Raw genomic sequence first — 23,481 nt, 5'->3', positions numbered from 1 at the left:
GGCTTGGCTCCGCGGCTCAGGCCGTCGGCGGGCCCCAGCAGCACCTCGCGGCGGAGGTCCGTGTTCCGGTCGGGGCGCAGGCACCCGACAAGGCAACCGTCACAGAGGGGCAGGTCAAGGAGGTGGCGCCCGGGGGAGTGATCACGTACCCGAGCGTGACCAGCTGCCTCACGGTCACCGTGCGGCTGCGCGACGGCGGCCTCATCGGCGCGCACGCCAGTCTGTTCCAGGTGCCCGGTGCGCTGCGGTCCGACGAGATCCTGCCCGCGCTCCTGCGCCTCGTCGGCCCCCGGCCCGTGACCGCGGTCGAGGTCCGGGGCGCCGTCGGCGCCTGGCATCCCGGCTACTTCACGAAGGCGATCGAGAGTTACGGGGAGGGGGAGCAGGTTCCGGTCCCCGCGGCCCCGGACCCCGACGGGCTCGCCCGTGAGGTGTCGCAGGGGCTTGGATTGTCGGCCGGCGCGGTCACGGTCCAGGACGTACCCGACGGAGACCAGATCGTCAGCTGACGGGCAGAGTGCCCGAGCCCGGCCTGCGTGCTGCCGCGCCTGGGCTCGCGCAGGGCAGCAGCAGGCCCGCCCGACGCCTGGGTCACAGGGCCGACCGGGCGAGATGCGCCGCCGTCACGCATGAACGCGCCCGCGCGGGGCGAGGGCTGACAAGCATGGCCCCCCTGCCCCGCCTCGCCCCCATGCTCGCCACCCCGGGTTCGCTGCCGCCCCCACGGAGCGAACACCTGTGGAGCGCGGAGACCAAGTACGACGGGCAGCGCGCGCTGATCTACCTGCCCGGCGACCACACCCTGCTCATCCGCTCGCGCTCCGGCGAAGACATCACCGCCGCGTACCCCGAACTCCACACCCTGGCCGACACGCTGGGCGGCGTGCCGGCGGTGTTCGACGGCGAGATCGTCGTCCTCGACGAGGCGGGCCGCCCGGACTTCGAGCGGCTCCAGCCGCGCATGGGGCTGGCGGGTTCCCCGGCGAAGGCGGCCCGGCTCGCGGCCCGCGCCCCCGTGCACCTGGTCCTCTTCGACGTGCTGTTCTCGGCGGGCCAGGACCTGACCGGCCTGCCCTACGCCCGGCGGCGCGACGTCCTGGAGCAGCTCGTCGAGGCGGGCCCGAACTGGTCTGTGCCGGGCGCGGTCGCCGGACACAGCCGGGAGACCCTGGAGTTCGCCCGCGAACACGGCCTCGAAGGGATCGTGCTGAAACGGCTCGACTCGGTGTACGAACCCGGCAGACGGTCCCCGAACTGGGTCAAGATCCGCAACGTCCGCACCCTCGACGTCGTCATCGGCGGCTGGCTGCCCGGCCAGGGGCGCCTGACCGGACTGCCGGGCGCGGTGTTGGCGGGCCAGTACGAGGACGGCGTCCTGGTGTACCGGGGCAGTGTGGGCACGGGGTGGAACGAGAGGGAACGCGCCGACCTCGCCCACCTCTTGGGCATCGCCGCGATGGACGAGTGTCCCTTCACCCCCGTGCCGGCGGTACCCGGCGCCAGGTGGGTCCTGCCCCGGCTGGTCGCCGAGGTCCGCTACATCGCGCTGACCCGGGCCGGCCTGCTCCGCCACCCGGTCTGGCACCGGCTGCGCCCCGATCTCGCCCCCGACGGCTGACCGGCAGCCCTTCCCTCACCTCACGGACCCGACGACTCCACGAGAGCGCGGAGGAGTTCCGCACCCTCCTCCCACGCGCCCAGGCCGCTCTGCGAGTTGAGGTGGCCGTGGTCGCCGACGAGGTGGCAGCGCACCCCCCACGCCCGCGCGAACGAGGCGGATGCCGCCGGGTTGCAGTAGGGATCGTCACCGCTGGCCACCACTGCGCCGGGGCACGGCAGGGGACGGGCGGACAGGTTCAGGAAGGTGGCGGCCGCCGCACGGGGGAACGCCGCCGCAGCGGGGTCCGGAGGCGCGACCAGGAACGCGGCCACCTTCTCCGGTCGCGCCTGTTCCAGCCACTGCGCGGCGGCCCAGCACCCGAGGCTGTGGGCCACCAGCACCACCTGGCTGTCCCGGCGCGCGGCCGTCTCGTAGGCACTCTGGACGGACGACACCCAGTCCGGCAGATCCGGCGCGCTCCACGAGGCCGGGGCGATCCGGACCGCCGACGTCCCCCAGTGGGTCTCCCACAGGCTCTGCCAGTGCCGTTCGTCCGACCCGTCGATCCCTGGGATGACCACGTACGCGACCATCGTTCTCCACCCTCCCACCGTGTCCGTCGGGGCCCGCTGCTCTGCGGGCCCCACTCGGGACCATTCTCGGTGCGGCGGTGGCCGCGGCGGCAGGTGGGTCAGCCGAGCCAGCCGTACAGGGCCGCGGCGATCAGGAGCAGGACGACGACGCCCGTCAGGATCACCGTGCCGGTTCCGGTCTCCTGCGAACGTTCCTGTTCGGCCCGCTTCTCCTCGATGAACGCCTTCGTGTCGGCGTCCGTACGCGTGCGGACCCACTGCCCGTTCTGCCCCGGATTGAAAACCACCACGTGCCTCCCGTGTCAACTGCGGTGTACCTGACCACTTTTCGCCCCGGCAAACCACGGACCGTGCTGGTCGACGCGCGCGGGCATGTGGTGGCCCGGGGGCGGAACCGGGGCGAGGAGGCCGCCGCCACCGCCCCGCCCGGACAGCTCGCCGGCGCCGCCATCGCGCATGCGGAGGTCAACGTCCTCGGTCAACTCACCGTCGAGCGGTGGAGGGCGAGCATTCGACCACGGGGCACGGGCGGCGGCCCGACGCTGCGCGGAGATCCCCGGGTTCACGGACGCCGAGACGGTCGCCGTCGCCTACCGCCTCGCCCTGTCCCATCTCTCCCCATACCGCGGGCCATACGAAGGGGACGCGGGCGGCAGTGGCGACAAGTGAGCGTGTTCCTCCGGCATCCCCTCTCCGCCCACCATCCAGCCACCTCCACGTATCGTGCGACCGAACACGCCACACGACCGACGCACACCCACATCCCGGAGGAACGCCATGATCGGTGTCGAGGAGCTGGAGGCCACCGCGGCACACATCACGGGCCATGTGGTGCGCACGCCCACCGTGCCCAGCCCGGGCCTGAGCGCACTGCTCGGCGTACCGGTCACGGTCAAACTCGAACTGCTCCAGCGCAGCGGCTCCTTCAAGGCGCGCGGCGCCGTCGCCAAGCTCCTCACCCTGACCGACGCCCAACGCGAGGCCGGCGTCGTCGCCGTCTCCGGCGGCAACCATGGCGTCGCCGTGGCCGAGACCTCCGCCGCCCTCGGCGTACGGGCCACCGTCGTCATGCCCCGCACCGCCCCGGCACGCTCCGTGGACATCGCCAGGGCCGCCGGCGCCGACGTCCGCCTGACCCCCACCATGGCCGAGGCCTTCGCGCTCATGGAACGTCTGGAAGCCGACGGCCTGACCCTGCTGCACCCCTTCGCCGACCCGGTGGTCATCGCCGGACAGGGCACCGTGGGGCTGGAACTGGCCGAGGACGCGGGCCAGTTGACGGACGTCCTGGTCTCCATCGGCGGCGGGGGCCTGATCGCGGGCGTGGCGGCGGCGCTCAAGGCGCGACGGCCCGGCGTACGGGTATGGGGCGTGGAGACGACCGGAGCCGACGCCATGTCGCAGGCGCTGGCCCACGGCGGGCCGCTCCAGGTGGACGTGAACTCACGGATCAGCACGCTCGGCGCGCCCACGGTCTCCCCGCTGACGTACACGATGGTGCGCGACATGGTCGACGAGGTCCTCGTCGTGCCGGAGGCCGAGGCCTTCGCCGGAGTACGGGAACTGGCCGAACACGCCAAGGTATGGGCCGAGCCCGCCGCCGGCTGCCTCCTGCCGGCCGCCCGCCGCGTCCTGGCCAAGACGGGCAACGACACACACCTCGGCCTGGTGATCTGCGGCGGCAACACCACCATCGGCGACATCACCGCCTACACCGCATGACCCCGGTCGTGCCTTGGCCATCTTCTTCCGTTCATCAATTCCTGCCGCCGGATCTCCAGAAATCGGCGTCTGATGCAATGTGGGCGCCGAGCGCCACGTTTTCGTAAGGGGGAGTTTCGAATGAGGGTACCCAAGGTGAGCCGCAAGGCCGGTGTCATCATGGCCCTGGCCTGCGTGGTCGGACCGCTGACCGCAGCCACTCCGGCCGCCGCGTCCGAATCCGGCCGTAGCTGTTACTCCATCTCGAAGCCCTACAAGGGAATCAACGAAATCTTCGGAAAGGCGGGAAAGAAGGCCAACTGCCTGGCGGGGGAGATATCGCTCCAGCGTCATCGTGCGTGGGGCTGGCAGGTAGTGGGGAGTGTCCGCCTCACGGGCAGCTCATCCAAGCTGGTCATGTTCAAGTGCGCCGGACAAGGCACTTTCAACTACAAGACGTCGGTCACGCTGGATTACCAGATTTCCACCTATGAGAGCAAGGAAATCCGGCTGAGTTGCTAAAAGCGCTGCGCAAAAGAAGGTGGCCGGAAGTCCGTCTCACGGCTTCCGGCCACCACTTTTCGGGACTCTTGGGGTTGATGAGCGAGGCGCGATACGGGTCCGCCCCCCGAGTCGGTCCCGTCAGCCCGCCGCAGTGAGCGTCTTGTCGATCTCGCCGAGGAAGTCGTCGAGGTCGCCGGGGTTGCGGGAGGTGATGAGGTCCCAGTCGTTGGCGCCGCAGTGCATCACCGACTTGTCGACCCAGGTGCCCTTGGCGTTACGGATGTCGGTGGCGACCGAGGCGTACGACGTGAGGGTCTTGCCCTCCAAGACGTCGGCCTCCACCAGGAGCCACGGGCCGTGGCAGATCGCCGCGACCTTGCGGCCGGACTCCACGAAGGAGCGGACCATCGAGACGGCGGTCTCCTCGAGCCTCAGGGTGTCGGCGTTGACCGTGCCGCCCGGGATGAGCAGCAGATCGTACGAGGACGCGTCCGCGTCGGCGAGCGTCAGGTCCGGCTGGACGCTCTTGCCCGGGTCCTTGTCGCCCACGAGGGAGCGGATCTCGTCCGACGACACGGCGGCCACGTCAACGTGAGCGCCGCGCTCGCGCAGGTGCTGCACCGGCACCACGAGCTCGTCCTGCTCGACTCCGTAGTTGGTGACGATCGCCAGGACGCGGTGGCCGTTCAGTGTGTTGTCAGCCATGACGTTGCCTTCCTCTGGTGCTGTGCGTTTGGTGCGGTGCCGCGTCGAAGCGATGTCACAGCACCGCAACGCGCAGCCGACCGGACGCTCCGGTACCCCTCTTCAGCATGAGCACACGCCGGGCCGGCGCCAGATGAGTCCGGCGACCGGAGTAACCGTTCCGCAGAGGACGGGTGCCCCTGCACCCGCCGCGTGACCCGGGACCAAAGGCCTTAACTCTCCGGCGCCTCCTCGGCGCCGTGCTCGCTCTTACTCGCTGTGCGTGACTCGCTCTACTCGCTGTGCATGATCTGGATCAGGTTTCCGCAGGTGTCGTCCAGGACCGCGGTGGTGACCGGGCCCATCGCCAGCGGGTCCTGGGTGAACCGCACCCCCGCGCCGCGCAGCCGGTCGAATTCGGCCTGTACGTCGTCCACGGCGAAGGAGGCGGCCGGAATGCCGTCCTCGACCAGGGCCGACTTGTACGGCTTCACCGCGGGGTGGCCGTCCGGCTCCAGCAGCAGCTCGGTCCCGTCGGGCTCGTCCGCCGAGACCACGGTCAGCCACCGGTCCTCGCCCAGCGGGACGTCGTGCTTCTTCGCGAAGCCCAGCACGTCCGTGTAGAAGCGCAGGGCCTTCTCCTGGTCATCGACGAAGACACTGGTCAAATGGATCTTCATGGGGTGTCCTTCGGTGCATCGGATCCGGGCTTGAGCCAGCGGGTCACCATGTGCTCAAGGGGTTCGGTGGTCAGGTCGTGGAATTTGTACCGGCCCTGGCGCCGCGAGCGGACGAGGCCCGCCGATTCCAGTACCGCCAGATGCTGACTGATCGCCTGGCGGGAGAGCCCCACGTCGTGCTTGGTCACGAGCCGTGCGCAAATCTCGAACAGCGTCTGGCCGTCCCGCTCCGCCAGCTCGTCGAGAATGCGCCGGCGGGTGGGGTCGGCCAGCGCCTTGAAGACATCATCCGTCACACCCCCCACCATAGGCAAGTGCAGACTTGCCTATCAAGGTCCCGAGGGGCCCCGTCCCGAGCGGACCACCCGCCCACGGTCCGTCGAGTCAGTGCGCGATGCCGTCGATCAGCTCCCGGGCGCCCTGGCGCAGCAGGGCCACGGCCACCGACGTCCCCAGCGTCGCGGGGTCGAGCCGGCCCGCCCACTCGTGTGCGTTGAGCACCGTCTTGCCGTCGGGCGTGAACACGCAGGCCCGCAGCGACAGGTCACCGCCGCGCTCCGAACGCGCGTACCCGGCGATCGGCGAGTTGCAGTGGCCCTGCAGCACGTGCAGGAACATGCGCTCGGCGGTCGCCTCCCGCCAGGCGTCCGTGTCGCCGAGGTCCGACACGGCGTCGATGGTCGCCGTGTCGTCCTCGCGGCACTGCAGGGCGAGGATGCCCGCGCCGATCGGCGGGCACATCGTCTCCACCGACAGGATCTCGCTGGCCAGCTCGGGGCGGCCGATGCGGTCGAGGCCCGACTGGGCGAGCAGCAGCGCGTCCGCGTCGCCCGCGGCGAGCTTCTCCAGTCGGCGGCCCGCGTTGCCGCGCATCGGCACGCACTCCAGCTCCGGGTGCGACGCGGCGAGTTGCGCCACCCGGCGGACCGACGACGTGCCGATGCGGGTCCCCGCGGGCAGTTCGTCGAGGGTGAGGCCGCCGGGGTGGATGAGCGCGTCGCGGATGTCGTCCCGCTTGAGGAACGCGGCGAACGTCGTGCCCGCCGGCAGCGGCCGGTCCGCGGGGACGTCCTTGACGCAGTGCACCGCGAGGTCCGCGTCACCGGCGAGCAGCGCGGCGTCGACCTCCTTGGTGAACGCCCCCTTGCCGCCGAGCGCCGCCAGGTCGCCCATCCAGCGGTCCCCCGAGGTGGTGACCGGCACGACCTCGGTGCGGATGCCGGGGTGCAGTGCGGCGAGTTCGGCGCGGACGCGCTCCACCTGGGCGAGCGCCATGGGGGAGGAGCGGGAGACGATGCGGATGAGCTCAGGAACGGACATGCGGTCCACGATAAGGGCTCCGGCGGTGTGCATCGGACAGGCGTCCACCTGATCAAAAGACCGCAGGCGCGCGTGAGTTGACGGACGCCGGTGGCATGTCGGGCTCATCGGCTGCGGCGTGTCCGTCCCGGGGCGGGCTGCGAGGTTTCCGCCCGAGGGCCGGCTGCGGCGTGTGCGTCCAGGTCTCGGCGTGCGTCGGAGCTCGGTGCCCGTACGCCCCGGCAGTCCTCCGCATGCGCGTCCCCCGCCCGCCTCATACCGTGAGGTGCACGCAGCCGCGGCCCGGCGCCGCGCCCGCCTTCCGGGAGGCCCCATGTCCAGCCCTGCCGCGCCGGAGCACCCGGCGTCGATCACCCCCGAGCCGATGACGGCCACCCATCTGGCCGACGTCCTCGCCCTGGGCCGCCGGGTCTACGACACGTCCGTGAAGCCGTACACCTCCTGGTCGCTGTCGGCGATCGCCCGCCACATGGACAGCGAGGCCTCCGCCTGCTGGGTCGCCCTTGACGACGGGGACCGGCTGGCCGGGTTCGTGCTCGGCTCGATGGGCTTCGACCAGCGGCCCGACTGGGGCAACCTGGAGTGGATCGCGAGCGCCCCCGAGTACCAGGGGCAGGGCATCGCGAGCCGCCTCGTGAAAGCCTGCTGCGCGACGCTCACGGAGGCGGGCGCCAGCGCCGTCGTCACCGATGTCGAGTCCCGCAACACCGCGTCGGCCGCCCTGATGCGGCGCAACGGCTTCGAGGCGACCGTGTCGGTGACCCTGTTCGTACGCGAGACGCCCCGCTGACCGGCATACCTCGGCCCCCGCCGACGGCACGACTGAGCTCCGCCGACCGGCACACCCTCGGCCCCCCGCCGACCGGCACACATCACTCCCCGGCTCGGCCCCCCGGCTTCAGCGGTGGGGACTCGACCCCCAGGCACGTCTTGCACTGCGGCGCGTTGCCGTGGTCGCCGTGCCAGTCCGTGGGACGCGGCCGTACGAACACCGCGGCGGCCACCGCCGCGAGGAGGAACAGCCCCGCGCACCCCACCGCCGCCTTGCCGAAGGCCGAGTCGAGCGCGCCCGGGTCCGCGTACGCCGTGCCCGACAGGCCGACCGCGAGCGGCAGACCCGCGACGACGAGCAGCTGCGCGATACGGGCGGCCGTGTTGTTGACCCCGCTGGCCAGCCCGGCGCGGCCGGCGTCCACCGAGGCGAGCACGGTCGCCGTGAGCGGCGCGACGAACAGGCTCATGCCGAGGCCGAGCACCACCACCGCGGGCAGCACCTCCGTGACGTACGCCGCGCCCGGCCGGACCCGCAGCATGAGCAGCACCCCGGCGGCCGCCACCAACGGCCCGGCGACGAGCGGCAGTCGGGGCCCCAGACGGCGCGCCAGATCACCGGCGGACGCGGAGAGCAGCAGCATCAGGATCGTGATGGGCAGCGTCGCCGTGCCCGCCTGCAGCGCGTCGTACCCGAGCGTCGTCTGCAACTGCACCGGCAGCATGAACAAGATCCCGCCGATGGCCGAGTACAGGCAGAGCGTCATCACATTGGCCGCGGTGAACAGGCGGGAGCGGAACAGTTCGAGGGGCAGCATCGGATGGCGCCTGCGGTGCTCGACCACGAGGAAGGCGGCGCCCGCGGCGAGGCCGAGGACCCCGGGCAGCACCGCGCCGGACGCCGAGGTGTCACCGGACGCGCCGATCAGCGAGAAGCTGATGCCCGCGAGGAACAGCGCGGCGAGACACGCGCCGGGTACGTCGAAACGCTGCTGGGCCGCCGTCTCGTCGCGGCTCTCGGGCACGTGTCGCACCGCGACGAGGACCAGCGCGGCCAGCGGCACATTGATCAAGAAGATCCACCGCCAGCCCGGCCCGTCGATCAACCAGCCGCCGAGGAAGGGGCCGACGGCGCCCGCCACACCGCCGAGGCCCGACCACGCGCCCACCGCGCGCGCCTGGTCCTCGGGCCGGTAGGACGCGCGGACGAGCGCCAGCGATCCCGGAGTGAGCAGCGCTCCGCCGATGCCCTGCAGCGCGCGGGCCGCGATCAGCGTCCCGGCGTCCTGCGCGACACCGCACAGCGCGGACGCCGCCGCGAACCACACCACCCCGACGACGAGGGTGCGCCGCCGCCCGACGCGGTCGCCGAGCGCGCCGCCGAGCAGGAGCAGCGCCGACAGCGTGAGCATGTAGGCGTTGACGACCCACTGCAGGGAGGAGAGGGACGTATGGAGGTCCCTGCCCAGCGTCGGCAGGGCGACGTTGACCACGGTCCCGTCGAGCATCGCCATGCCCGACGCGAGCACCGCGCACGCCAGGACCCAGCGCCCGCGAGCCGAGGCGAGCGCGACACCGGAGTCCGGCCCGGCGCCGGCGGGCACCCGCCCTGGCGACCCCGGGCGTCCCGGCTGCCCCGGACGCCCCGGCTCTCCCTGCCGCCCTGCCGGACCTGAAGCCATCGCCCTCCTCCGCCCTGCTCTCACCCCTGCACCCCTACATGTGCACCGCGCCGCCGTCGCCCGACTCCCGGTGCGCGGGCGCTCCTCGGCGGTACAGGACGAAGGTAACGATCAGACCGACCGCGAAGAAGAGCGCCGACCACCAGTACGCGGTCGAGTACGACTGCATCGCCGCGTCGGCCCGCACCTGCGGCGTCGACTTCTTGCCGACGAGGTAGTTGGAGGCGGCCGTGGTGGCCAGGGTGTTGAGCAGGGCGGTGCCGATCGAACCGCCCACCTGCTGGCAGGTGTTGACCATCGCCGACGCGACGCCCGCGTCGTGGGCGGCGACACCGGCCGTCGCCATGCTCATCGCCGGGGCGAAGACGAAGCCCAGGCCGAGCCCCGCGACCAGCAGGGGCGGCAGTACGTGCGCCGGGTAGCCGCTCGTCACGTCGAGGGCGGTGAGCCAGGCCATGCCGGCCGCCGCGAGCCCCATGCCCAGCGGCACGATCGGTTTCGCACCCACCCTCGGCACCAGGAAGTTGGTGGTCACCACCGAGCCCACCACCATCACCGCGACCATCGGCAGGAAGGCAAGGCCCGTCTTGACCGGCGAGTACTCCAGGATCTGCTGGAGGTAGTACGTCAGGAACAGGAACACCCCGAACATGCCGGCGCCGGAGATGAACATGGCGAGGAACGACGCACCGCGGTCCCGGTCGAGGACGACCCGGAGCGGCAGCAGCGGATGCGGGGCGCGCGCCTGCCACCATCCGAACGCCGCGACCAGCACCACCCCGACGACCAGGAAGCCCCAGGTCAGCGCGGAACTCCAGGCGTGCGTCTCGGCGTTGGAGAAGCCGTAGACGATGCAGAAGAGGCCCGCCGACACCAGGACCGTGCCGGGCACGTCCAGCTTGGGCCGGTCCGGCGGAGCGCCGGGGTGCAGCAGGCGTGCGCCGCCGACCATCGCGACGACGGCGAAGGCGAGGTTCACGTACAGGCACCAGCGCCAGTTCAGATACTCGGTCAGTACGCCGCCGAGCAGCAGGCCCACCGCGCCGCCCGCGCCCGCGATGGCGCCGTAGATGCCGAACGCCTTGGCGCGCTCCCGCGGATCCGTGAACGTGGTGGTGAGCAGCGACAGGGCGGCGGGCGCGAGCAGCGCGCCGAACAGGCCCTGCAGCGCGCGGGCCGCCACCAGCATCGAGAAGCTGTTGGCCGCGCCGCCGATCGCGGAGGCCACCGCGAATCCGGCGAGACCGGCCAGGAACACGATCTTCCGCCCGACCAGGTCGGCGATGCGGCCGCCGAAGAGCAGCAGGGAACCGAAGGCGAGGGCGTACGCGGTGACGATCCACTGGCGGTTGCCGTCGCTGAACCCCAGATCCCGCTGGGCCGAGGGCAGCGCGATGTTCACGATCGTCGCGTCGAGCACGACCATCAACTGGGCGATGCCGATCACCGCGAGGATCAGCCAGCGGTGTTCGTGACGCCCGCCGCCCGTGCTGAGCACGGTGGCCGACGCGTCGGCCACGCGTGCGGGATCAGGCCCCGACACGGTCCCCGGCGTGGGCATGGCTTCACGGTCCATGGTGGCCTCCAGACGCCCCCGCCCCACGCTAAACGCCCTGATCGGGTGACGCGACCGGGAGCCTGCGCGGCCCGCGACCTGGGCCTGCGCCGGCCCTGCCGGGACGTGTGCGGGACCGTACCGGGGGCCTCTCCTACAGAGGCACCCGGGTACGGCCTGGGGCGCTACGAGGCCCGGTCCGCGGCGAGCAGCAGCTCGCTCACCCGCTCGCGGGCGCGCGCGACCCGTGAGCGCACGGTGCCGATCGGGCAGCCGACGGCGTCGGCCGCGTCCGCGTACGGCAACCCGGCGAGCTGGGTCAGGACGAACGCCTCACGGCGCGGTGCGTCGAGCGACTCCAGGAGGTCCAGCAGGGCCACGCCCTCCTCGAACCCGGGCACCCCGCGTGGCTGGGCGCGCTCGGCGGCCGCCTGCCAGTCACTGGTGTCGGCGATGCGCGGCCGGGCCGCCGCCGAACGGAAGCGGTCGGCGACGGTGCGCCGGGCGATGGCGAGCAGCCAGGTGCGGGCCCCGGCGCGGGCCGCGTACCCCTGCAGCGAGGTGAGGGCCCGTAGGTACGTCTCCTGGGTCAGGTCGTCCGCGCTGTGCAGATCGCCGCTGAGGTGGGCCACGAAGCGCCAGACGTCACGCCGGGTGGCCTGCACGAACTGTTCGAACGCCGCGGAGTCGCCGTCACGGGCGGCGAGCGCCCACTCGGTGATGCGGTCGTCACGGCTCTGGTCGGTGCCGGACCGCGTCCGCAAAAGGGCAGGTGTCATCGCAGAAGGTCCTTCGGTGAAGGGAGTTCGGAGAGCGCCGCGGCACACCCGGCGCGGGCTGTGCTGCCGGGAGCGCGGACGCCGAAGATCCGCCCGGCACCGAGGGGTGCGGGCGGTTGTCAGGAACTGACCGGAAGGACCGGTGGACCTCTGCGGGAGACGACGTGCTGGAGAAGGACCCCGCGCAGCCGCGGTACGGGGACGAGCGCGCCGACCGGGGGCGGCGACGGGGGAAGCGCGGCGACCAGGACCGCGAGAACGAACCGCAGCGGCACGAACACCGCGGCGGCCAGGGCGCGTCCGGTGCGGAAGACGGCGGCCTCACCGCGCCACAGCCACAGCGCGCAGAGCAGCGCGGCGACGACGTGGGCGAGGAGCATGCCGAAGCCGCTGTGTCCGAAGACGGACATGACCCAGTGGGAGACGCCTTCGTCGGGCATGCCGGCGGAGTGCGGGGAGGCCGCGGAGGCGCCGGTGCCGGAGGGCGACCCGGACGTTGACCCGGACATCGGCATCGGGTGGTTCATGTGGTTCAGGCCGTCGCCGCCGGGGCGGGGCGCCATGGACGCCGACGACAGGCCACCGGCGCCCGGCGCGGCGCCCAACCGCTGTGCGAGACCGAACAGTTCGTGCAGGGACAGCTGGGCCGCGACGGTGGCGGCCGTGACGGTCGCGACCCCCCGCTCACGGCCCGTCAGCCACCAGGCCGCGGCGGCCGTGGCGCCGAACGCGTACGCCACCGCCCACCAGGGCAGCGGGGCGGCGGACATGAGCGCGTGACCGAAGGCCGTCGTCACCACGCAGACGGCCGCGAACATCGCGGCTCGTGCGAGGCGGAACGCGGGCCCGGAGGTCATGGGGAGCATCGTGCCAGGCGGCGGCGGGGCAGGGGGCGGCGAGTCCAAGGGATGCCCGAAGTGCACCGAACTGCCGGGATCGTCCCGATGTGGCCCCGGCGGGATGATCCCGGCGGACGGCACGCGTGCCCACCTTCCGCGTGCCGCCCGACGGACGGTTGCCGGACCGCTTCCGCGTGCCGCCCGACGGACAGTTGCCGCCGCCGACGGCCTACGAGCGCTCGGTCGCGTCCTGCACGTCCAGCGTCTCGGCCGCCTCCGGGGACGCCGGAACCTGCGGCGCGGCCTCGGGGCCGGAACCGTCGGTCCTGCCGCGCCGCGCCAGCACCCCGCTCGCGTAACCCGCGATGGGCTGGGCGAAACGGGCCGTCAGCGGGCCGACGATGACCAGGATCAGGACGTACGCCGTCGCCAGCGGACCGAGCGACGGCTCGATGCCCGCCGTGACCGCGAGCCCCGCGATGACGATGGAGAACTCACCGCGCGCCACCAGCGCGCCACCCGCCCGCCAGCGGCCCTTGACGGAGATGCCCGCGCGGCGGGCCGCCCAGTACCCCGTAGCGATCTTCGTCAGAGCGGTGACGACCGCGAGCGCGAGCGCGGGCAGCAGCACCGGCGGAATGCTCGACGGGTCGGTGTGCAGTCCGAAGAAGACGAAGAACACGGCGGCGAACAGGTCCCGCAGCGGCGCGAGCAGCGAGTGCGCCCCTTCGGCGACCTCACCGGAGAGCGCGATGCCGACCAGGAAGGCGCCCACGGCGGCGGACACCTGCAACTGCTGCGCGATGCCGGCGACCAGGATGGTCAGACCGAGCACCACCAGGAGCAGCTTCTCGGGGTCGTCGCTGGAGACGAACCGCGAGATGACCCGCCCGTACCGCACCGCGACGAAGAGGACGAGCCCCGCGGCGCCGAGCGCGATGGCGAGCGTGAGGCTGCCCGCGGCCCAGCCGACACCGGCCAACAGGGCGGTGATGATGGGCAGATAGACGGCCATCGCCAGGTCTTCGAGGACAAGGATGCTGAGGATGACCGGGGTCTCGCGGTTGCCGAGCCGGCCGAGGTCGCCGAGGACCTTGGCGATGACGCCGGACGACGAGATCCAGGTGACACCGGCGAGTACGACGGCGGCGACCGGACCCCACCCCATGAGCAGCGCGGCGGCCGCCCCCGGCAGGGCGTTGAGCGTGCAGTCGACGAGGCCGGCGGGGTACTGCGTCTTGAGATTGCTGACGAGGTCGTTGGCCGTGTACTCCAGGCCGAGCATCAGCAACAGCAGGATGACGCCGATCTCGGCGCCGATGGCGACGAACTCCTCGCTCGCCCCGAGCGGCAGCAGCCCGCCCTCGCCGAACGCGAGTCCGGCCAGCAGATACAGCGGGATCGGCGAGAAGCGGAAGCGGCCCGCGAACCGGCCGAGCAGCCCGAGCGCGAGGATGATCGCGCCGAACTCGATCAGAAAGACAGCGGAGTGCATGCGCTCACTCCCGCCCGAGTATCGTCGCGGCCGTCTCCACGCCTTCGCGCGTGCCGATCACGATGAGGGTGTCGCCCCCGGCCAGCCGGAAGTCCGGCGCCGGCGAGGGGATGGCGTCGGCCCGCCGGAGCACCGCGACGATCGAGACGCCGGTGTCGGTCCGCATCCGGGTCTCGCCGAGCAGGCGGCCGTTCCAGTGCGAGGTGGCCGACAGCAGGATGCGCTCGGCGACCAGGCCGAGATCGGTGGTGTGCAGCAGGTTGGGGCTGTGGTGCGACGGCATCAGGGCGTCGATCAGCGCGTCCGCCTCGCCCGAGCTCAGGCGCATCGACAGCGCGCAGGCGTCCGGATCGTCGGAGCGGTAGGCGCTCACTGTCCGCGCACCGTCCCGGTGTGCGACCACCGAGAGGCGCTGCTGTTCTCGGGTCGTCAGGTCGTACCGGATGCCGATGCCGGGAAGCGGCGTACGGCTGAGTCGTGATGCGGGCACAGGTTCTCCCCTTGCGTGAATAGACGATCTCCCCCGGCTGTCACCCTATCGGGGCCAAGGATTGGCAAAATCCCCTTTGCTCACGACGAGCAGGCGTGCAGACGAGGCGGCGGGATCGGGGGAGAGGGGAGCGAGGCGTCAGTTGGTCAGCGTGACGCAGGGGAGCCCGACGCTGTCGGAACCGCGGAAGCCCTCCGCGCAGAGGCGGGTTCCCGCGGGGAAGTGCCGCTGGGGGTACGCCTGGTCCCGGTAGGTCCGGAACTTCGCGACGTCCTCCACCTTGGTGTTGACGCTCCAGCCGTTGGTGGTCCACACGCGCGCGTGGATGCGGCTCGGCTGGTTGCCGTTGATGACGGACACCTCGACCCGGCCCAGATAGGTGCCCGAGTCGTAGGTCTCGATGCAGACCGAGTGATTGCACCACTTGCCGTCGGCGACCGCCGAAGGACCCGTGGCGATGAGACAGCCGAGCGCGGCGGCGACGGCGCCGATTCCCGCGGCGATCCGCTGGGTGATGTCATGCATGGCGAGCGACCCTCAAGCCTTCTTCACGGGCCCGTGCCCAGGCGGCGGACCCTGTCGGTTGATTCCTTGCGGGCCGGCGCGACGCCACCGTACGGCGTGCGCGCGACCCCGCGCGGACCAACGCGGCACAAGATCACGGGTTACGCGCGGTCACACGTCAGGCGGCCGGGCCGCGCTCGCCGGCGCGCAGCACCGTTTCCACCGTGTCCGCCTCCTCGGGGGACTTGTCCTCGCGGTAGCGCACCACCCGGGCGAAGCGGAGCGTGACGCCCGCCGGGTAGCGGGTGGACTTCTGCAGACCGTCGTAGGCGATCTCCACCACGAGCTCGGGCCGCACCGTCACCACGTAACCGCTGGTCTCGACCGCGAGCTCCTGGAGGCGCTCGGTCTGCCAGGCGAGCATGGCGTCCGTCATCCCCTTGAACGTCTTGCCCAGCATGGCGAACGTGCCGTCGGGCCGCCGCGCCCCCAGATGCAGGTTGGAGAGCTTCCCGGTGCGCCGTCCGTGGCCCCATTCGGCGGCCAGGATGACCAGGTCCAGGGTGTGGACGGGCTTGACCTTGAGCCAGGAGGCGCCCCTGCGGCCCGCCTTGTAGGGCGCGTCGAGCCCCTTCAGGACGACACCCTCGTGACCGCGCCCGAGCGTCGCCTCGAAGAACTCCTGCGCCTCGCCGCGCAGCCGTTCGTCGTCCGGATCGGTCACCAGCGCGCGCCGCACCCGCATCGGCTCGGGCACCAGGGCCGCGAGCTCCGCGTGCCGCTCGGTGAAGGGCAGGTCCAGCAGATCCCGTCCCGCCACGGACAGGACGTCGAAGAAGACGGGGGACAGCGGCAGCCCGGCCGCCGCGGCGGACACGTCGAGGCGCGAGCCGACGCGCCCCGCGATCTCCTGGAACGGCCGCGGCCTGCCGTCCTCGCCCAGCGCGATGACCTCGCCGTCCAGGATGAAGTGGGTCCCCTTCAGGTCGAGCGCGGCGGCGGTCAGTTCGGGGAGCCGGTCGGTGATGTCGTCCAGGGTGCGGGTGTAGACGCGGACGCCGTCCCCGCTCCGGTGCACCTGGACGCGGATGCCGTCGAGCTTCTCCTCGACGGCGCACGCCCCCAGCTTGTCGATGCCTTCGGCGACCGACGCGGCGCTGTGCGCGAGCATCGGCAGGACGGGGCTGCCCACGGTCAGCCGGAACTCGTCAAGCGCCTCGGCGCCGCGCGACAGGAGCCCCTGCGCCACCGGACTCACCGAACCGGCGAGCATCACCGAGCGCCGCACCGCGTCCGCCGGGGTCTCCGTGGCGAGCGCGAGCCCTTCGACGGCCACCGCGTCCAGCGCGCCCTGGCGCACCTCACCGGTGAGCAGACCGATCAGGAACCGCTGCTCGTCGGCGGTGGCGGCGCCCATCAACGCGCCGACGAGCCGCTTGCGTTCGGTCTGCGACCCGGCGCCGGACACCGCACCGATCGCGGTGAGCGCCTCGTCCACGCCGCGCACCGTCAGCGTCGGCTCGTCGGCGGGCGGGCCCGCGTCCTTCAGCAGGCTCCACCCGATGCCGAGCCGCCCCTGCGGGAGCCTGCCCGCCAGGTACGGGATGACGATGGGCACGTCGTCCGGCTCGGCGGCCCGGAACAACTCGGCGAGCAGCGCGATCTTCTTGGACCGCGCCGAGGTGGCGGCCACTTCCTTGGACACGTCCGCGAGCCGGGCAAGCAGCATGGGGCCATCCTGCACCGGCACCGGGCGCGGCGCATGTGCGCCCTCACTTGCCTCCGCCGTCCCCCTCCGCGAAGTCGTCGAAGCCCTCGGGACCCTCGAAGTCCTCGGTGAAGTAGCTGTCGTGCCGGATGCGGAACTCCTTGAGCTCCTCGGGGCCGCGCCGCGACATCTCCGCGACCCGCTCGAAGTACTCCTCGCGCGGGGCGCCCGGCGAGAAGAGCATGAGCATGGAGGTCGGCTCGTCCGTGACGTTCCTGAAGGCGTGCAGACCGCCGACGGGGACGTACAGGAAGTCCCCCTCCCGGCCCGTCACCCATTTGTCGCCGTCGAAGAGCTCCAGCTCGCCGGAGAGGACGTAGAAGGACTCGGACATCGCCCGGTGGAAATGGGGTTTGGCCCCCGCGGAGCGTGGAGCCAGCTCCGACTTGTACAGGCCGAACTCGCCGCCGGTCGACGCATGGGTGGCGAGGTAGTGCGTGGACCCGCCGGGCGAGGAGATCTCCGCCGGTGTGCCGGCCGTACGGAAGGAGGCGTTCACCTCGCCCTTGGTGCCGTGGTAGCGGGGCTGCGGGTATGAGAGATCGTGCGGGTACGACATGACGCGCTCCTTCGGTGGACCCCCGCCGGCCGGCTCCTCCGGTCCGTGGGCGGCTCTGCACCGGCATCGTGTCGCCCGCGCCGGGTGGGCGGCATCGGGCCTGCGACGGATCCCGGAGGGGGCCGGGAGGAGGCCGCGGGGCCTAGGACATTTGACCGAGACGATCACCAACGGGTGACGGCGAAGGAAGTGGAGGCCGGTATTCCAAGGGTCTCGCCGGAGCGGGCGCGAGGGCGCCGTGCGGCGAGGGTGATGTTGCTCGGGGATACGCGTGCAGTCGCCTGTGGCGGGCACCCGGACGGCAGACGTTCCGATCATGAAAGGTGAGTGATGCAGGTCACATGGATCTCTCGGTGGATTTGCGTAATGAGAGTCCTTTGTCCCGGGTCCTAAGGACACAGGAGTCCCCGCGACCGCACCGCCGAGACATGCAGCACCAGAAGTGGAGCCCGACCATGGCCGTCACCCTCGAACAGCACGTACGCGCCCGTCTCGTCACCCCCGAGGGCCGTGAACGTGGGCTGGCCGTGGTCCTGCGCTACTGCGCGGAAGACCCCCTGGCCGTCCAGATGATCTTCCCCGCGGAGGCATCGCTCGACGGTGTCGAAGTGACCTGGATCTTCGCCCGTCAGCTCCTGGAAGAGGGGCTCAGCGCCCCGGCGGGCGGCGGTGACGTGCACATCTGGCCGTGCGGGCGGGCCCGGACGGTCCTGGAGTTCCACGCGTACCAGGGACTGGCCCTCGTGCAGTTCGACACGATGGTGCTGCGCCGCTTCCTGGTGCGGTCGTACGGAGTGGTGCCCGCGGGCGCCGAGGACGAGAGCATCGATCTCGACAGCGGTCTGTCGCGGCTGCTCGGCGGTGTGTGAGTGAACGTTCAGCGCGACGGCAGCGCGGGCGCGGCGCCGGGGAATCCCGCGGCGTACAGCGCCGGGCGCTCGCTCATATCCACCGCGGTGCGCACGCCGGTGCGCAGCGCCGCCACGCCGGCCTCGGCGACGGCCGCCGCCGCGTACCCGTCCCAGGCGCTCGGCCCCGTGATCCGGCCCTCGCGGGCGGCGGCGACCCACGCCCGCACCTCACGGTCGTACGCGTCGGCGAACCGCACCAGGTAGTCCTGCACCACCTCCTCCTGCGCGCGCCCCGACTCCCGCACGACCATCGTGTGCGCGTCGCCCAGCGCCGCGCTGCCCCGCTCGCAGACCGCCTCGCACCGCACCTCGTAACCCCATCCGCTGTTCACGAAGATCTCCACGTCGACGACGGCGCCCCCGGATGTCTCGAAGATCACCAGCTGGGGGTCGAGCAGCCCGTTCGGGGCGTCCGCCGACGGTGTCGGACGTACCACCGTCACCGCGGTGATCTCCTGGCCGAGCAGCCACCGCGCCGCGTCGATCTCGTGCGAGACCGAGCTGCTGATCAGCATCGACGAGGTGAAGTGCGGCGGCGACGAGACGTTCCGGTGGCGGCAGTGCAGCAGTAGGGGGCGACCGAGCCGCCCGGAGTCGAGCAGGGACTTCAGCTCCGCGTACTCGGTGTCGTACCGCCGCATGAACCCCACCTGGATCAGCCTGCGGCCCAGCCGGGCCTCGGCCTCCACGACCCTGAGCGCCGACGTCGAGTCGGGGGTCAGCGGCTTCTCGCAGAGCACCGGGAGGCCGCGCGCGCAGGCCGCGAGCAGGGCCTCCTCGTGCGCCCCCTCCGGCGAGGCCACCAGGACCGCCTCCACCCCGGGAGCGGCCAGTGCGGCCGCCGCATCCCGGTGCACGGACACCCCGGCGCGGCCGGCCACCGCCGCCTCGGCCCGCGCCACGTCGGGGTCGGCGACCGCGACCACCCGGGCCCCGCCCACCGTCGTGCCGATCCGGTGCACATGGTCGGCGCCCATGTGGCCCGCCCCGAGCACGGCCACCCCCAGCAACTCGCCCATCCGACGCCCTCCCGATGCCCGTTCAGTCGCCGCCGCCTCCCGCGCGCGTGCGTCGGGCCACGGTAGCCGCCCGGCGCCGGACCACCACGACGCACCCGGCGAGCAGGGCTGCCGCGCCCGCGCCGACCATCAGCATCGCGGGCCAGTCGGAGTCGTCCGACTCCGCGCTCAAAGCGGCCTTACCGGCGGCGTGCGCGGGCTGCGGGCCCGTCCGGTCCGCCTTCGGCGGGGGCAGCAGCGAGCCCACCGGACCCACCTTCCCGGCGGCCGCGAACCCCCAGTCCAGCAGCGACCTCGCCTCCTCGTACACGGCACGCCCGCCGCCCGCCTGGGGGTTCATCACCGTCACGACGAGGGTATGGCCGTTGCGCTGGGCCGCGCTGATCAGCGTGGACCCCGCGTGGCTGGTGTAGCCGTTCTTCACGCCGAGCAGGCCCGGATAGGGCGTCACGCCATCCGCGCCTGTCAGCAGCCGGTTGGTGTTCTGGATGGGGTACGACCAGCCGCCCGCCGGGAACTTCGCGGTCCGGGTCGAGCAGTAGCTCGCGAACTGCGGGTCGGCGAGCCCCGCCCGCCCGAAGACCGCCAGGTCGTACGCCGACGAGACCTGGCCGGGGGCGTCGTAGCCGTCGGGCGAGACGACGTGGGTGTCCCGTGCGCCGAGCTCGCGGGCCTTGACGCGCATCTGCCGCACGGTCGTGTCCAGGCCGCCGTTGAGCTCCGCGAGGACGTGCACCGCGTCGTTCCCCGAGCTGAGGAAGACGCCGCGCCACAGGTCGGACACCTGGTACGTGCGGCCCGCCGCCACGCCCACCATGCTGCTGCCCTCGCCGATGTCCTCCAGCTCGTGCTCGTCGACGACGTGCTGCATCCGGGCGTCCAGACGGGGGAGCGTCGCCAGGGCGAAGAGTGACTTCAGCGTCGATGCGGGCGGCAGCTGGCGGTGCGCGTCCCGGGCGGCGAGCACCTCGCCCGTCTGGGCGTCCGCCACCACCCAGGCGAGCGCGGACACGCTGCTCGGCAGACCCGGGGCGCCGGGGCCCGGCCTGACCTGGACGCCGGGCCGGTCCAGGAGGGTCGACGAGTAGGCGGGCAGAGGCCGAGGCGGCGCCGGTTCGGCCGGGACGTCGGTGGCCGCGGCGGGCGAGGACAGGAGGACCAGAGCACCGAGCGCGAGGGTCGCGGTGCGTACGGAGGAGGGGCGCGGAAGGTACCTGATGACCATTCAGTCACCGTATGAGCGCCGTCCGAAGTCCGCAGGTCAGCTTGGTCCGGCTGGATGTACGGCGGGGAGGGTGGGCGCCCTGGCCCCCAGCAGGCTCGCGGGCGGCGTGCGAGCGGGCCGTTGGGGACAGAAGCTGACCGCGTCCCCTGGAACAGTCGTCGACGACCGACGACCGACCATCGGCGACGAACGAGCCGCGACCGGCGACCCGCGACCGTCCGGATGAACGACCTCAGGAGCACTCCGCATGCCCATGCTCCCCTTGACCCCACCGGCTCCCCGGTCGACCCCCGGGTCGACCCCCGGGCCGGTCGGCGAACGGTCGGCGGTGAGCCGATGACCGTATGCGGCACCCGGGCCCTGGGCCGTGCGACCCTGGCCCGCCAACTCCTCCTCGACCGGGCCAACATGCCGGCGTCCGCCGCGGTGGCGCACCTCGGCGGTCTGCAGGCGCAGGAGCCGCAGGAACCGTTCGTCGGCCTCTGGACGCGGCTGCGCGACTTCGCGCCGGAGACGCTGTCAGGCCTGCTCGTCGACCGGAGGGTGGTCCGTACGCACCTCATGCGCCGTACGGTCCACCTCGTCACCGCCGAGGACGCCCTGGCCTGGCGCGCCCGGCACGACGCCATGCTGCGCCAGCGGGTGCTCGGCGTCTACCGCCGTGAACTCGACGGGGTGGACCTCGACGCACTCGGTGCGGCCGGACGTGCCGTGCTGGCCGACGGCGAGCCGCGCTCCATGGCCGAACTCACACGGTCGGTCGCCGACCGCTGGCCCTCGACCGCGCCACGCGCGCTGGGGGAGATGCTGATCGCGGCCCTGGTGCCGATGGCCCAGTTGCCGCCGCGCGGCCTGTGGCGCACCAAGGCCGGCGTGCGCAATCTCCCGCTCTCCTCGTGGCTGGGGCGCGAGATCGACCCGCCGGCGCCCGACGGCTCCGACCCGGTCGGCCGGGCGCTGGTGCGGCGCTACCTGGCCGCGTTCGGACCTGCCGCCACCGCGGATCTGCGCGCCTGGAGCGGCCTCGCCGGGCTCCCCGCCGCGGTCGCCGCCGAACGCCCGGACCTGGTCGTCCTCCGCGACGAGGGGGGCCGCGAACTGCTCGACCTGCCCGACGCGCCGCGCCCCGACCCGGACACCCCCGCGCCCGTACGCTTCCTGCCCGCCTTCGACAACGCGATCCTCGGCTACCAGGACCGCGGCCGGATCGTCGACGACGCCCACCGTGGCCTCTCGGTCGCCGGGGAACGGGCCGTGCTGGTCGACGGGCGCGTCGCGGGGACGTGGACCGTGGAGGCGGACACGGTGGTGGTGTCCCCGCTGCGCCGCCTGTCCCGCGCGGAGCGAGCCGACGTGGAGACGGAGGGGGTGACGCTGGCGGCGTTCCTGTCGGACGGGAAGAGCGAACGCGTGCGGATCGCGCCCGCCTGAGCCGGACGGTCACCGTGCCGGTACGCGACACGTGTCCCGGCCCAGGCGACGGCGCCGACCAGCGGCGGCGCGGGCGTGGATCAGGCCGGCAGGTGCTTCTCGACGGCGGCGACGAGCTCCGGTGCGTCGGGCTCGGTCTGCGGCGAGAAGCGGGCCACGACGTCACCCGCCGGGCTGATCAGGAACTTCTCGAAGTTCCAGCGGATGTCGCCGGTGTGGCCCTCCGCGTCCGCCGTGTCGACGAGCTTGCCGTACAGCGGGTGCCGGTCGCCGCCGTTGACGTCGACCTTCTCCGTCATCGGGAACGTCACGCCGTACGTCGCCGAGCAGAACTCGGCGATCTCGTCGGACGTGCCGGGCTCCTGGCCCATGAACTGGTTGCAGGGCACGCCGAGGACGCTGAATCCGCGGGCCGCGTACTGCTCGTGCAGCCGCTCCAGGCCCGCGTACTGCGGGGTGAGCCCGCACTTGGAGGCGACGTTGACGATCAGGACGGCCTTGCCCTCGTACTGGCGCAGGTCGGCGGGGCCACCCTGCAGGGCGCCGATTTCTTCTTCGTAGACAGACATAGTGACCGAGCCTACGCCTCGCGGTGCAGCCTGCCCCGGGCGACCAGCTCCACGGTGAGGGCCACGGCGACCGCCTGGACCGCCATCAGGGCGATCAGCACGAACAGCTGCACGGCTCCGGCGAGGACCGGCGAGGCGCCGCCGAGCAGCATGCCGACGAACGCGCCGGGGAGGGTGACCAGGCCGACCGTGCGGGTCTGGTCGAGGCCGGGGAGCAGCGCGTCCGACGCGGCCGGGCGGATCACCTCCAGACGGGCGTCGCGGTCGGCGAGGCCCAGGGCGATGCCGGCCTCGAACTCGCCGAGCCTGGTGTGCAGTTCGTCCAGGGAGCGGCGCCCCGCCAGGACGGTCGCGGTGAGCGCCCCGCCGATCAGGATGCCCGCCACGGGGATCATGGCGACGCCCCGTACGGGGACGAGGCCGGCCAGGGCGAGGCCGGTGACCACCGGGACGACGGGCCCGGCGATCGGCAGCACCGTCCACCACCACGTGCCGTTCGGCGTGACCCGCCGCCCCGCGGTGCGGACGGCGACGGCGCACATCAGGAGCAGGAACGCGAACAGCGCCGGCGTGTGGTGCACCACCCAGCCGATCGCCAGCGAGACCACCGCCAGTTGGGCGCTCGCGCGGACCCCGGCGACCAGGATCTCGCGGGCCCGGCCGCGCGAGCCGTCCGGGGCGAGCCGGAAGACGGCGGCCGTCGTCGCCGCGGCCAGCAGCAGCACGAGCAGCGCCACGGCGAGCGCGGTGTTGACCGGCAGAAGGGCCTGGGCGGCGAGGTTGCGCACGGGCTCACCCTAGA

General features: G+C 72.6%; 26 protein-coding genes. 7 read left to right on the top strand and 19 right to left on the bottom strand.

The features are described from left to right. Positions 1–155 precede the first annotated feature (155 nt). The gene (locus ACZ6CV_RS29235; RefSeq protein ID WP_469253780.1) at positions 156–509 is read left to right on the top strand and encodes a hypothetical protein; all 354 of its coding nucleotides are present in this window, start codon (positions 156–158) and stop codon (positions 507–509) included. Positions 510–664: 155 nt separating this feature from the next. Next, positions 665–1,618 (top strand): non-homologous end-joining DNA ligase, encoded by a 954-nt coding sequence (ligD, locus tag ACZ6CV_RS29230; protein WP_469253779.1) that lies wholly within the window; start codon positions 665–667, stop codon positions 1,616–1,618. A 20-nt stretch (positions 1,619–1,638) separates the two neighbouring features. Here ligD and ACZ6CV_RS29225 read toward each other — a convergent pair whose 3' ends face one another. Both ACZ6CV_RS29225 and ACZ6CV_RS29220 read right to left on the bottom strand, forming a co-directional pair. After that, positions 1,639–2,193, bottom strand: a complete 555-nt coding sequence (locus ACZ6CV_RS29225; RefSeq protein ID WP_469253778.1) for an RBBP9/YdeN family alpha/beta hydrolase — start codon at positions 2,191–2,193, stop codon at positions 1,639–1,641. A gap of 98 nt (positions 2,194–2,291) precedes the next feature. Continuing rightward, the gene (locus ACZ6CV_RS29220; RefSeq protein ID WP_469253777.1) at positions 2,292–2,483 is read right to left on the bottom strand and encodes a hypothetical protein; all 192 of its coding nucleotides are present in this window, start codon (positions 2,481–2,483) and stop codon (positions 2,292–2,294) included. 487 nt (positions 2,484–2,970) lie between these two features. On the opposite strand from ACZ6CV_RS29220, the gene ACZ6CV_RS29215 reads away from it, so the two are divergent. Both ACZ6CV_RS29215 and ACZ6CV_RS29210 read left to right on the top strand, forming a co-directional pair. Then, on the top strand, positions 2,971–3,915 hold the full coding sequence (locus tag ACZ6CV_RS29215; protein WP_469253776.1) for a threonine/serine dehydratase: 945 nt from the start codon (positions 2,971–2,973) through the stop codon (positions 3,913–3,915). 135 nt (positions 3,916–4,050) lie between these two features. Beyond that, positions 4,051–4,416 (top strand): hypothetical protein, encoded by a 366-nt coding sequence (locus tag ACZ6CV_RS29210; RefSeq protein ID WP_469253775.1) that lies wholly within the window; start codon positions 4,051–4,053, stop codon positions 4,414–4,416. Positions 4,417–4,536: 120 nt separating this feature from the next. On the opposite strand, the gene ACZ6CV_RS29205 is transcribed toward ACZ6CV_RS29210, so the two are convergent. The 4 genes from ACZ6CV_RS29205 to hemC form a co-directional block, all read right to left on the bottom strand. Next, positions 4,537–5,103 carry a type 1 glutamine amidotransferase domain-containing protein gene (locus ACZ6CV_RS29205; RefSeq protein WP_469253774.1) on the bottom strand — a complete coding sequence of 189 codons (567 nt, stop codon included), beginning with the start codon at positions 5,101–5,103 and terminating at the stop codon, positions 4,537–4,539. A 272-nt stretch (positions 5,104–5,375) separates the two neighbouring features. After that, positions 5,376–5,762, bottom strand: coding sequence for a VOC family protein (locus tag ACZ6CV_RS29200; RefSeq protein ID WP_469253773.1), 387 nt, complete (start codon positions 5,760–5,762; stop codon positions 5,376–5,378). Next, a complete protein-coding gene (locus ACZ6CV_RS29195; protein WP_469253771.1) occupies positions 5,759–6,058 on the bottom strand; it encodes an ArsR/SmtB family transcription factor in 300 nt (99 codons plus the stop codon). Before ACZ6CV_RS29195 ends, ACZ6CV_RS29200 begins: the two co-directional genes overlap by 4 nt. An 88-nt stretch (positions 6,059–6,146) precedes the next feature. Beyond that, the gene (gene hemC, locus ACZ6CV_RS29190; RefSeq protein WP_358708152.1) at positions 6,147–7,082 is read right to left on the bottom strand and encodes a hydroxymethylbilane synthase; all 936 of its coding nucleotides are present in this window, start codon (positions 7,080–7,082) and stop codon (positions 6,147–6,149) included. A 313-nt stretch (positions 7,083–7,395) separates the two neighbouring features. On the opposite strand from hemC, the gene ACZ6CV_RS29185 reads away from it, so the two are divergent. Beyond that, positions 7,396–7,872 carry a GNAT family N-acetyltransferase gene (locus ACZ6CV_RS29185; protein ID WP_469253769.1) on the top strand — a complete coding sequence of 159 codons (477 nt, stop codon included), beginning with the start codon at positions 7,396–7,398 and terminating at the stop codon, positions 7,870–7,872. 82 nt (positions 7,873–7,954) lie between these two features. On the opposite strand, the gene ACZ6CV_RS29180 is transcribed toward ACZ6CV_RS29185, so the two are convergent. The 9 genes from ACZ6CV_RS29180 to ACZ6CV_RS29140 form a co-directional block, all read right to left on the bottom strand. Beyond that, a complete protein-coding gene (locus ACZ6CV_RS29180) occupies positions 7,955–9,535 on the bottom strand; it encodes a DHA2 family efflux MFS transporter permease subunit (protein ID WP_469253767.1) in 1,581 nt (526 codons plus the stop codon). A gap of 34 nt (positions 9,536–9,569) precedes the next feature. Then, on the bottom strand, positions 9,570–11,111 hold the full coding sequence (locus ACZ6CV_RS29175; protein ID WP_469253765.1) for an MFS transporter: 1,542 nt from the start codon (positions 11,109–11,111) through the stop codon (positions 9,570–9,572). A 164-nt stretch (positions 11,112–11,275) separates the two neighbouring features. After that, on the bottom strand, positions 11,276–11,869 hold the full coding sequence (locus ACZ6CV_RS29170; protein WP_469253763.1) for a sigma-70 family RNA polymerase sigma factor: 594 nt from the start codon (positions 11,867–11,869) through the stop codon (positions 11,276–11,278). Positions 11,870–11,988: 119 nt separating this feature from the next. After that, positions 11,989–12,726 carry a hypothetical protein gene (locus ACZ6CV_RS29165; protein WP_469253761.1) on the bottom strand — a complete coding sequence of 246 codons (738 nt, stop codon included), beginning with the start codon at positions 12,724–12,726 and terminating at the stop codon, positions 11,989–11,991. A gap of 211 nt (positions 12,727–12,937) precedes the next feature. After that, a complete protein-coding gene (locus ACZ6CV_RS29160; RefSeq protein WP_469253759.1) occupies positions 12,938–14,203 on the bottom strand; it encodes a cation:proton antiporter in 1,266 nt (421 codons plus the stop codon). A 4-nt stretch (positions 14,204–14,207) separates the two neighbouring features. Continuing rightward, complete coding sequence (locus tag ACZ6CV_RS29155) at positions 14,208–14,693, bottom strand: cation:proton antiporter regulatory subunit (protein WP_355815639.1); 486 nt, start codon at positions 14,691–14,693, stop codon at positions 14,208–14,210. A 138-nt stretch (positions 14,694–14,831) separates the two neighbouring features. Then, positions 14,832–15,218, bottom strand: coding sequence for a hypothetical protein (locus ACZ6CV_RS29150; RefSeq protein ID WP_469253758.1), 387 nt, complete (start codon positions 15,216–15,218; stop codon positions 14,832–14,834). 157 nt (positions 15,219–15,375) lie between these two features. Further along, positions 15,376–16,926, bottom strand: a complete 1,551-nt coding sequence (locus ACZ6CV_RS29145) for an ATP-dependent DNA ligase (RefSeq protein ID WP_469253756.1) — start codon at positions 16,924–16,926, stop codon at positions 15,376–15,378. Positions 16,927–16,969: 43 nt separating this feature from the next. Next, entirely contained in the window at positions 16,970–17,524 is a 555-nt protein-coding gene (locus ACZ6CV_RS29140; RefSeq protein WP_469253754.1) for a cupin domain-containing protein, read from the bottom strand. Positions 17,525–17,979: 455 nt separating this feature from the next. On the opposite strand from ACZ6CV_RS29140, the gene ACZ6CV_RS29135 reads away from it, so the two are divergent. Beyond that, positions 17,980–18,393 carry an SsgA family sporulation/cell division regulator gene (locus ACZ6CV_RS29135; RefSeq protein ID WP_469253957.1) on the top strand — a complete coding sequence of 138 codons (414 nt, stop codon included), beginning with the start codon at positions 17,980–17,982 and terminating at the stop codon, positions 18,391–18,393. 8 nt (positions 18,394–18,401) lie between these two features. Here the strand turns inward: ACZ6CV_RS29135 and ACZ6CV_RS29130 are convergent, their stop codons facing one another. Together ACZ6CV_RS29130 and ACZ6CV_RS29125 are read right to left on the bottom strand one after the other, a co-directional pair. Then, positions 18,402–19,454 carry a Gfo/Idh/MocA family protein gene (locus ACZ6CV_RS29130; RefSeq protein WP_469253752.1) on the bottom strand — a complete coding sequence of 351 codons (1,053 nt, stop codon included), beginning with the start codon at positions 19,452–19,454 and terminating at the stop codon, positions 18,402–18,404. A gap of 22 nt (positions 19,455–19,476) precedes the next feature. Further along, positions 19,477–20,679, bottom strand: coding sequence for a D-alanyl-D-alanine carboxypeptidase family protein (locus ACZ6CV_RS29125; protein WP_469253750.1), 1,203 nt, complete (start codon positions 20,677–20,679; stop codon positions 19,477–19,479). A 336-nt stretch (positions 20,680–21,015) separates the two neighbouring features. Here ACZ6CV_RS29125 and ACZ6CV_RS29120 point away from each other — a divergent pair, with 336 nt between their 5' ends. Beyond that, positions 21,016–22,110 (top strand): winged helix DNA-binding domain-containing protein, encoded by a 1,095-nt coding sequence (locus ACZ6CV_RS29120; RefSeq protein ID WP_469253748.1) that lies wholly within the window; start codon positions 21,016–21,018, stop codon positions 22,108–22,110. Positions 22,111–22,190: 80 nt separating this feature from the next. Here ACZ6CV_RS29120 and ACZ6CV_RS29115 read toward each other — a convergent pair whose 3' ends face one another. Continuing rightward, the gene (locus ACZ6CV_RS29115; RefSeq protein WP_362362360.1) at positions 22,191–22,679 is read right to left on the bottom strand and encodes a glutathione peroxidase; all 489 of its coding nucleotides are present in this window, start codon (positions 22,677–22,679) and stop codon (positions 22,191–22,193) included. Between the two features lie 11 nt (positions 22,680–22,690). After that, on the bottom strand, positions 22,691–23,467 hold the full coding sequence (locus ACZ6CV_RS29110; RefSeq protein WP_469253746.1) for an ABC transporter permease: 777 nt from the start codon (positions 23,465–23,467) through the stop codon (positions 22,691–22,693). Positions 23,468–23,481: the final 14 nt, after the last annotated feature.

The sequence above is a fragment of the Streptomyces sp. NPDC041713 genome, from assembly GCF_055591085.1.
This window is presented reverse-complemented; position numbering and strand designations above follow the sequence as displayed.

Coding starts and splice junctions, on each gene's coding strand:
- ACZ6CV_RS29205 (WP_469253774.1), bottom strand. CDS start 5,103: ATGGCTGACAACACACTGAACGGCCACCGCGTCCTGGCGATCGTCACC.
- ACZ6CV_RS29150 (WP_469253758.1), bottom strand. CDS start 15,218: ATGCATGACATCACCCAGCGGATCGCCGCGGGAATCGGCGCCGTCGCC.
- ACZ6CV_RS29185 (WP_469253769.1), top strand. CDS start 7,396: ATGTCCAGCCCTGCCGCGCCGGAGCACCCGGCGTCGATCACCCCCGAG.
- ACZ6CV_RS29130 (WP_469253752.1), bottom strand. CDS start 19,454: ATGGGCGAGTTGCTGGGGGTGGCCGTGCTCGGGGCGGGCCACATGGGC.
- ACZ6CV_RS29160 (WP_469253759.1), bottom strand. CDS start 14,203: ATGCACTCCGCTGTCTTTCTGATCGAGTTCGGCGCGATCATCCTCGCG.
- ACZ6CV_RS29120 (WP_469253748.1), top strand. CDS start 21,016: ATGACCGTATGCGGCACCCGGGCCCTGGGCCGTGCGACCCTGGCCCGC.
- ACZ6CV_RS29225 (WP_469253778.1), bottom strand. CDS start 2,193: ATGGTCGCGTACGTGGTCATCCCAGGGATCGACGGGTCGGACGAACGG.
- ligD (WP_469253779.1), top strand. CDS start 665: ATGGCCCCCCTGCCCCGCCTCGCCCCCATGCTCGCCACCCCGGGTTCG.
- ACZ6CV_RS29135 (WP_469253957.1), top strand. CDS start 17,980: ATGGCCGTCACCCTCGAACAGCACGTACGCGCCCGTCTCGTCACCCCC.
- ACZ6CV_RS29215 (WP_469253776.1), top strand. CDS start 2,971: ATGATCGGTGTCGAGGAGCTGGAGGCCACCGCGGCACACATCACGGGC.
- ACZ6CV_RS29175 (WP_469253765.1), bottom strand. CDS start 11,111: ATGGACCGTGAAGCCATGCCCACGCCGGGGACCGTGTCGGGGCCTGAT.
- ACZ6CV_RS29115 (WP_362362360.1), bottom strand. CDS start 22,679: ATGTCTGTCTACGAAGAAGAAATCGGCGCCCTGCAGGGTGGCCCCGCC.
- ACZ6CV_RS29170 (WP_469253763.1), bottom strand. CDS start 11,869: ATGACACCTGCCCTTTTGCGGACGCGGTCCGGCACCGACCAGAGCCGT.
- ACZ6CV_RS29180 (WP_469253767.1), bottom strand. CDS start 9,535: ATGGCTTCAGGTCCGGCAGGGCGGCAGGGAGAGCCGGGGCGTCCGGGG.
- ACZ6CV_RS29145 (WP_469253756.1), bottom strand. CDS start 16,926: ATGCTGCTTGCCCGGCTCGCGGACGTGTCCAAGGAAGTGGCCGCCACC.
- ACZ6CV_RS29165 (WP_469253761.1), bottom strand. CDS start 12,726: ATGACCTCCGGGCCCGCGTTCCGCCTCGCACGAGCCGCGATGTTCGCG.
- ACZ6CV_RS29200 (WP_469253773.1), bottom strand. CDS start 5,762: ATGAAGATCCATTTGACCAGTGTCTTCGTCGATGACCAGGAGAAGGCC.
- hemC (WP_358708152.1), bottom strand. CDS start 7,082: ATGTCCGTTCCTGAGCTCATCCGCATCGTCTCCCGCTCCTCCCCCATG.
- ACZ6CV_RS29140 (WP_469253754.1), bottom strand. CDS start 17,524: ATGTCGTACCCGCACGATCTCTCATACCCGCAGCCCCGCTACCACGGC.
- ACZ6CV_RS29125 (WP_469253750.1), bottom strand. CDS start 20,679: ATGGTCATCAGGTACCTTCCGCGCCCCTCCTCCGTACGCACCGCGACC.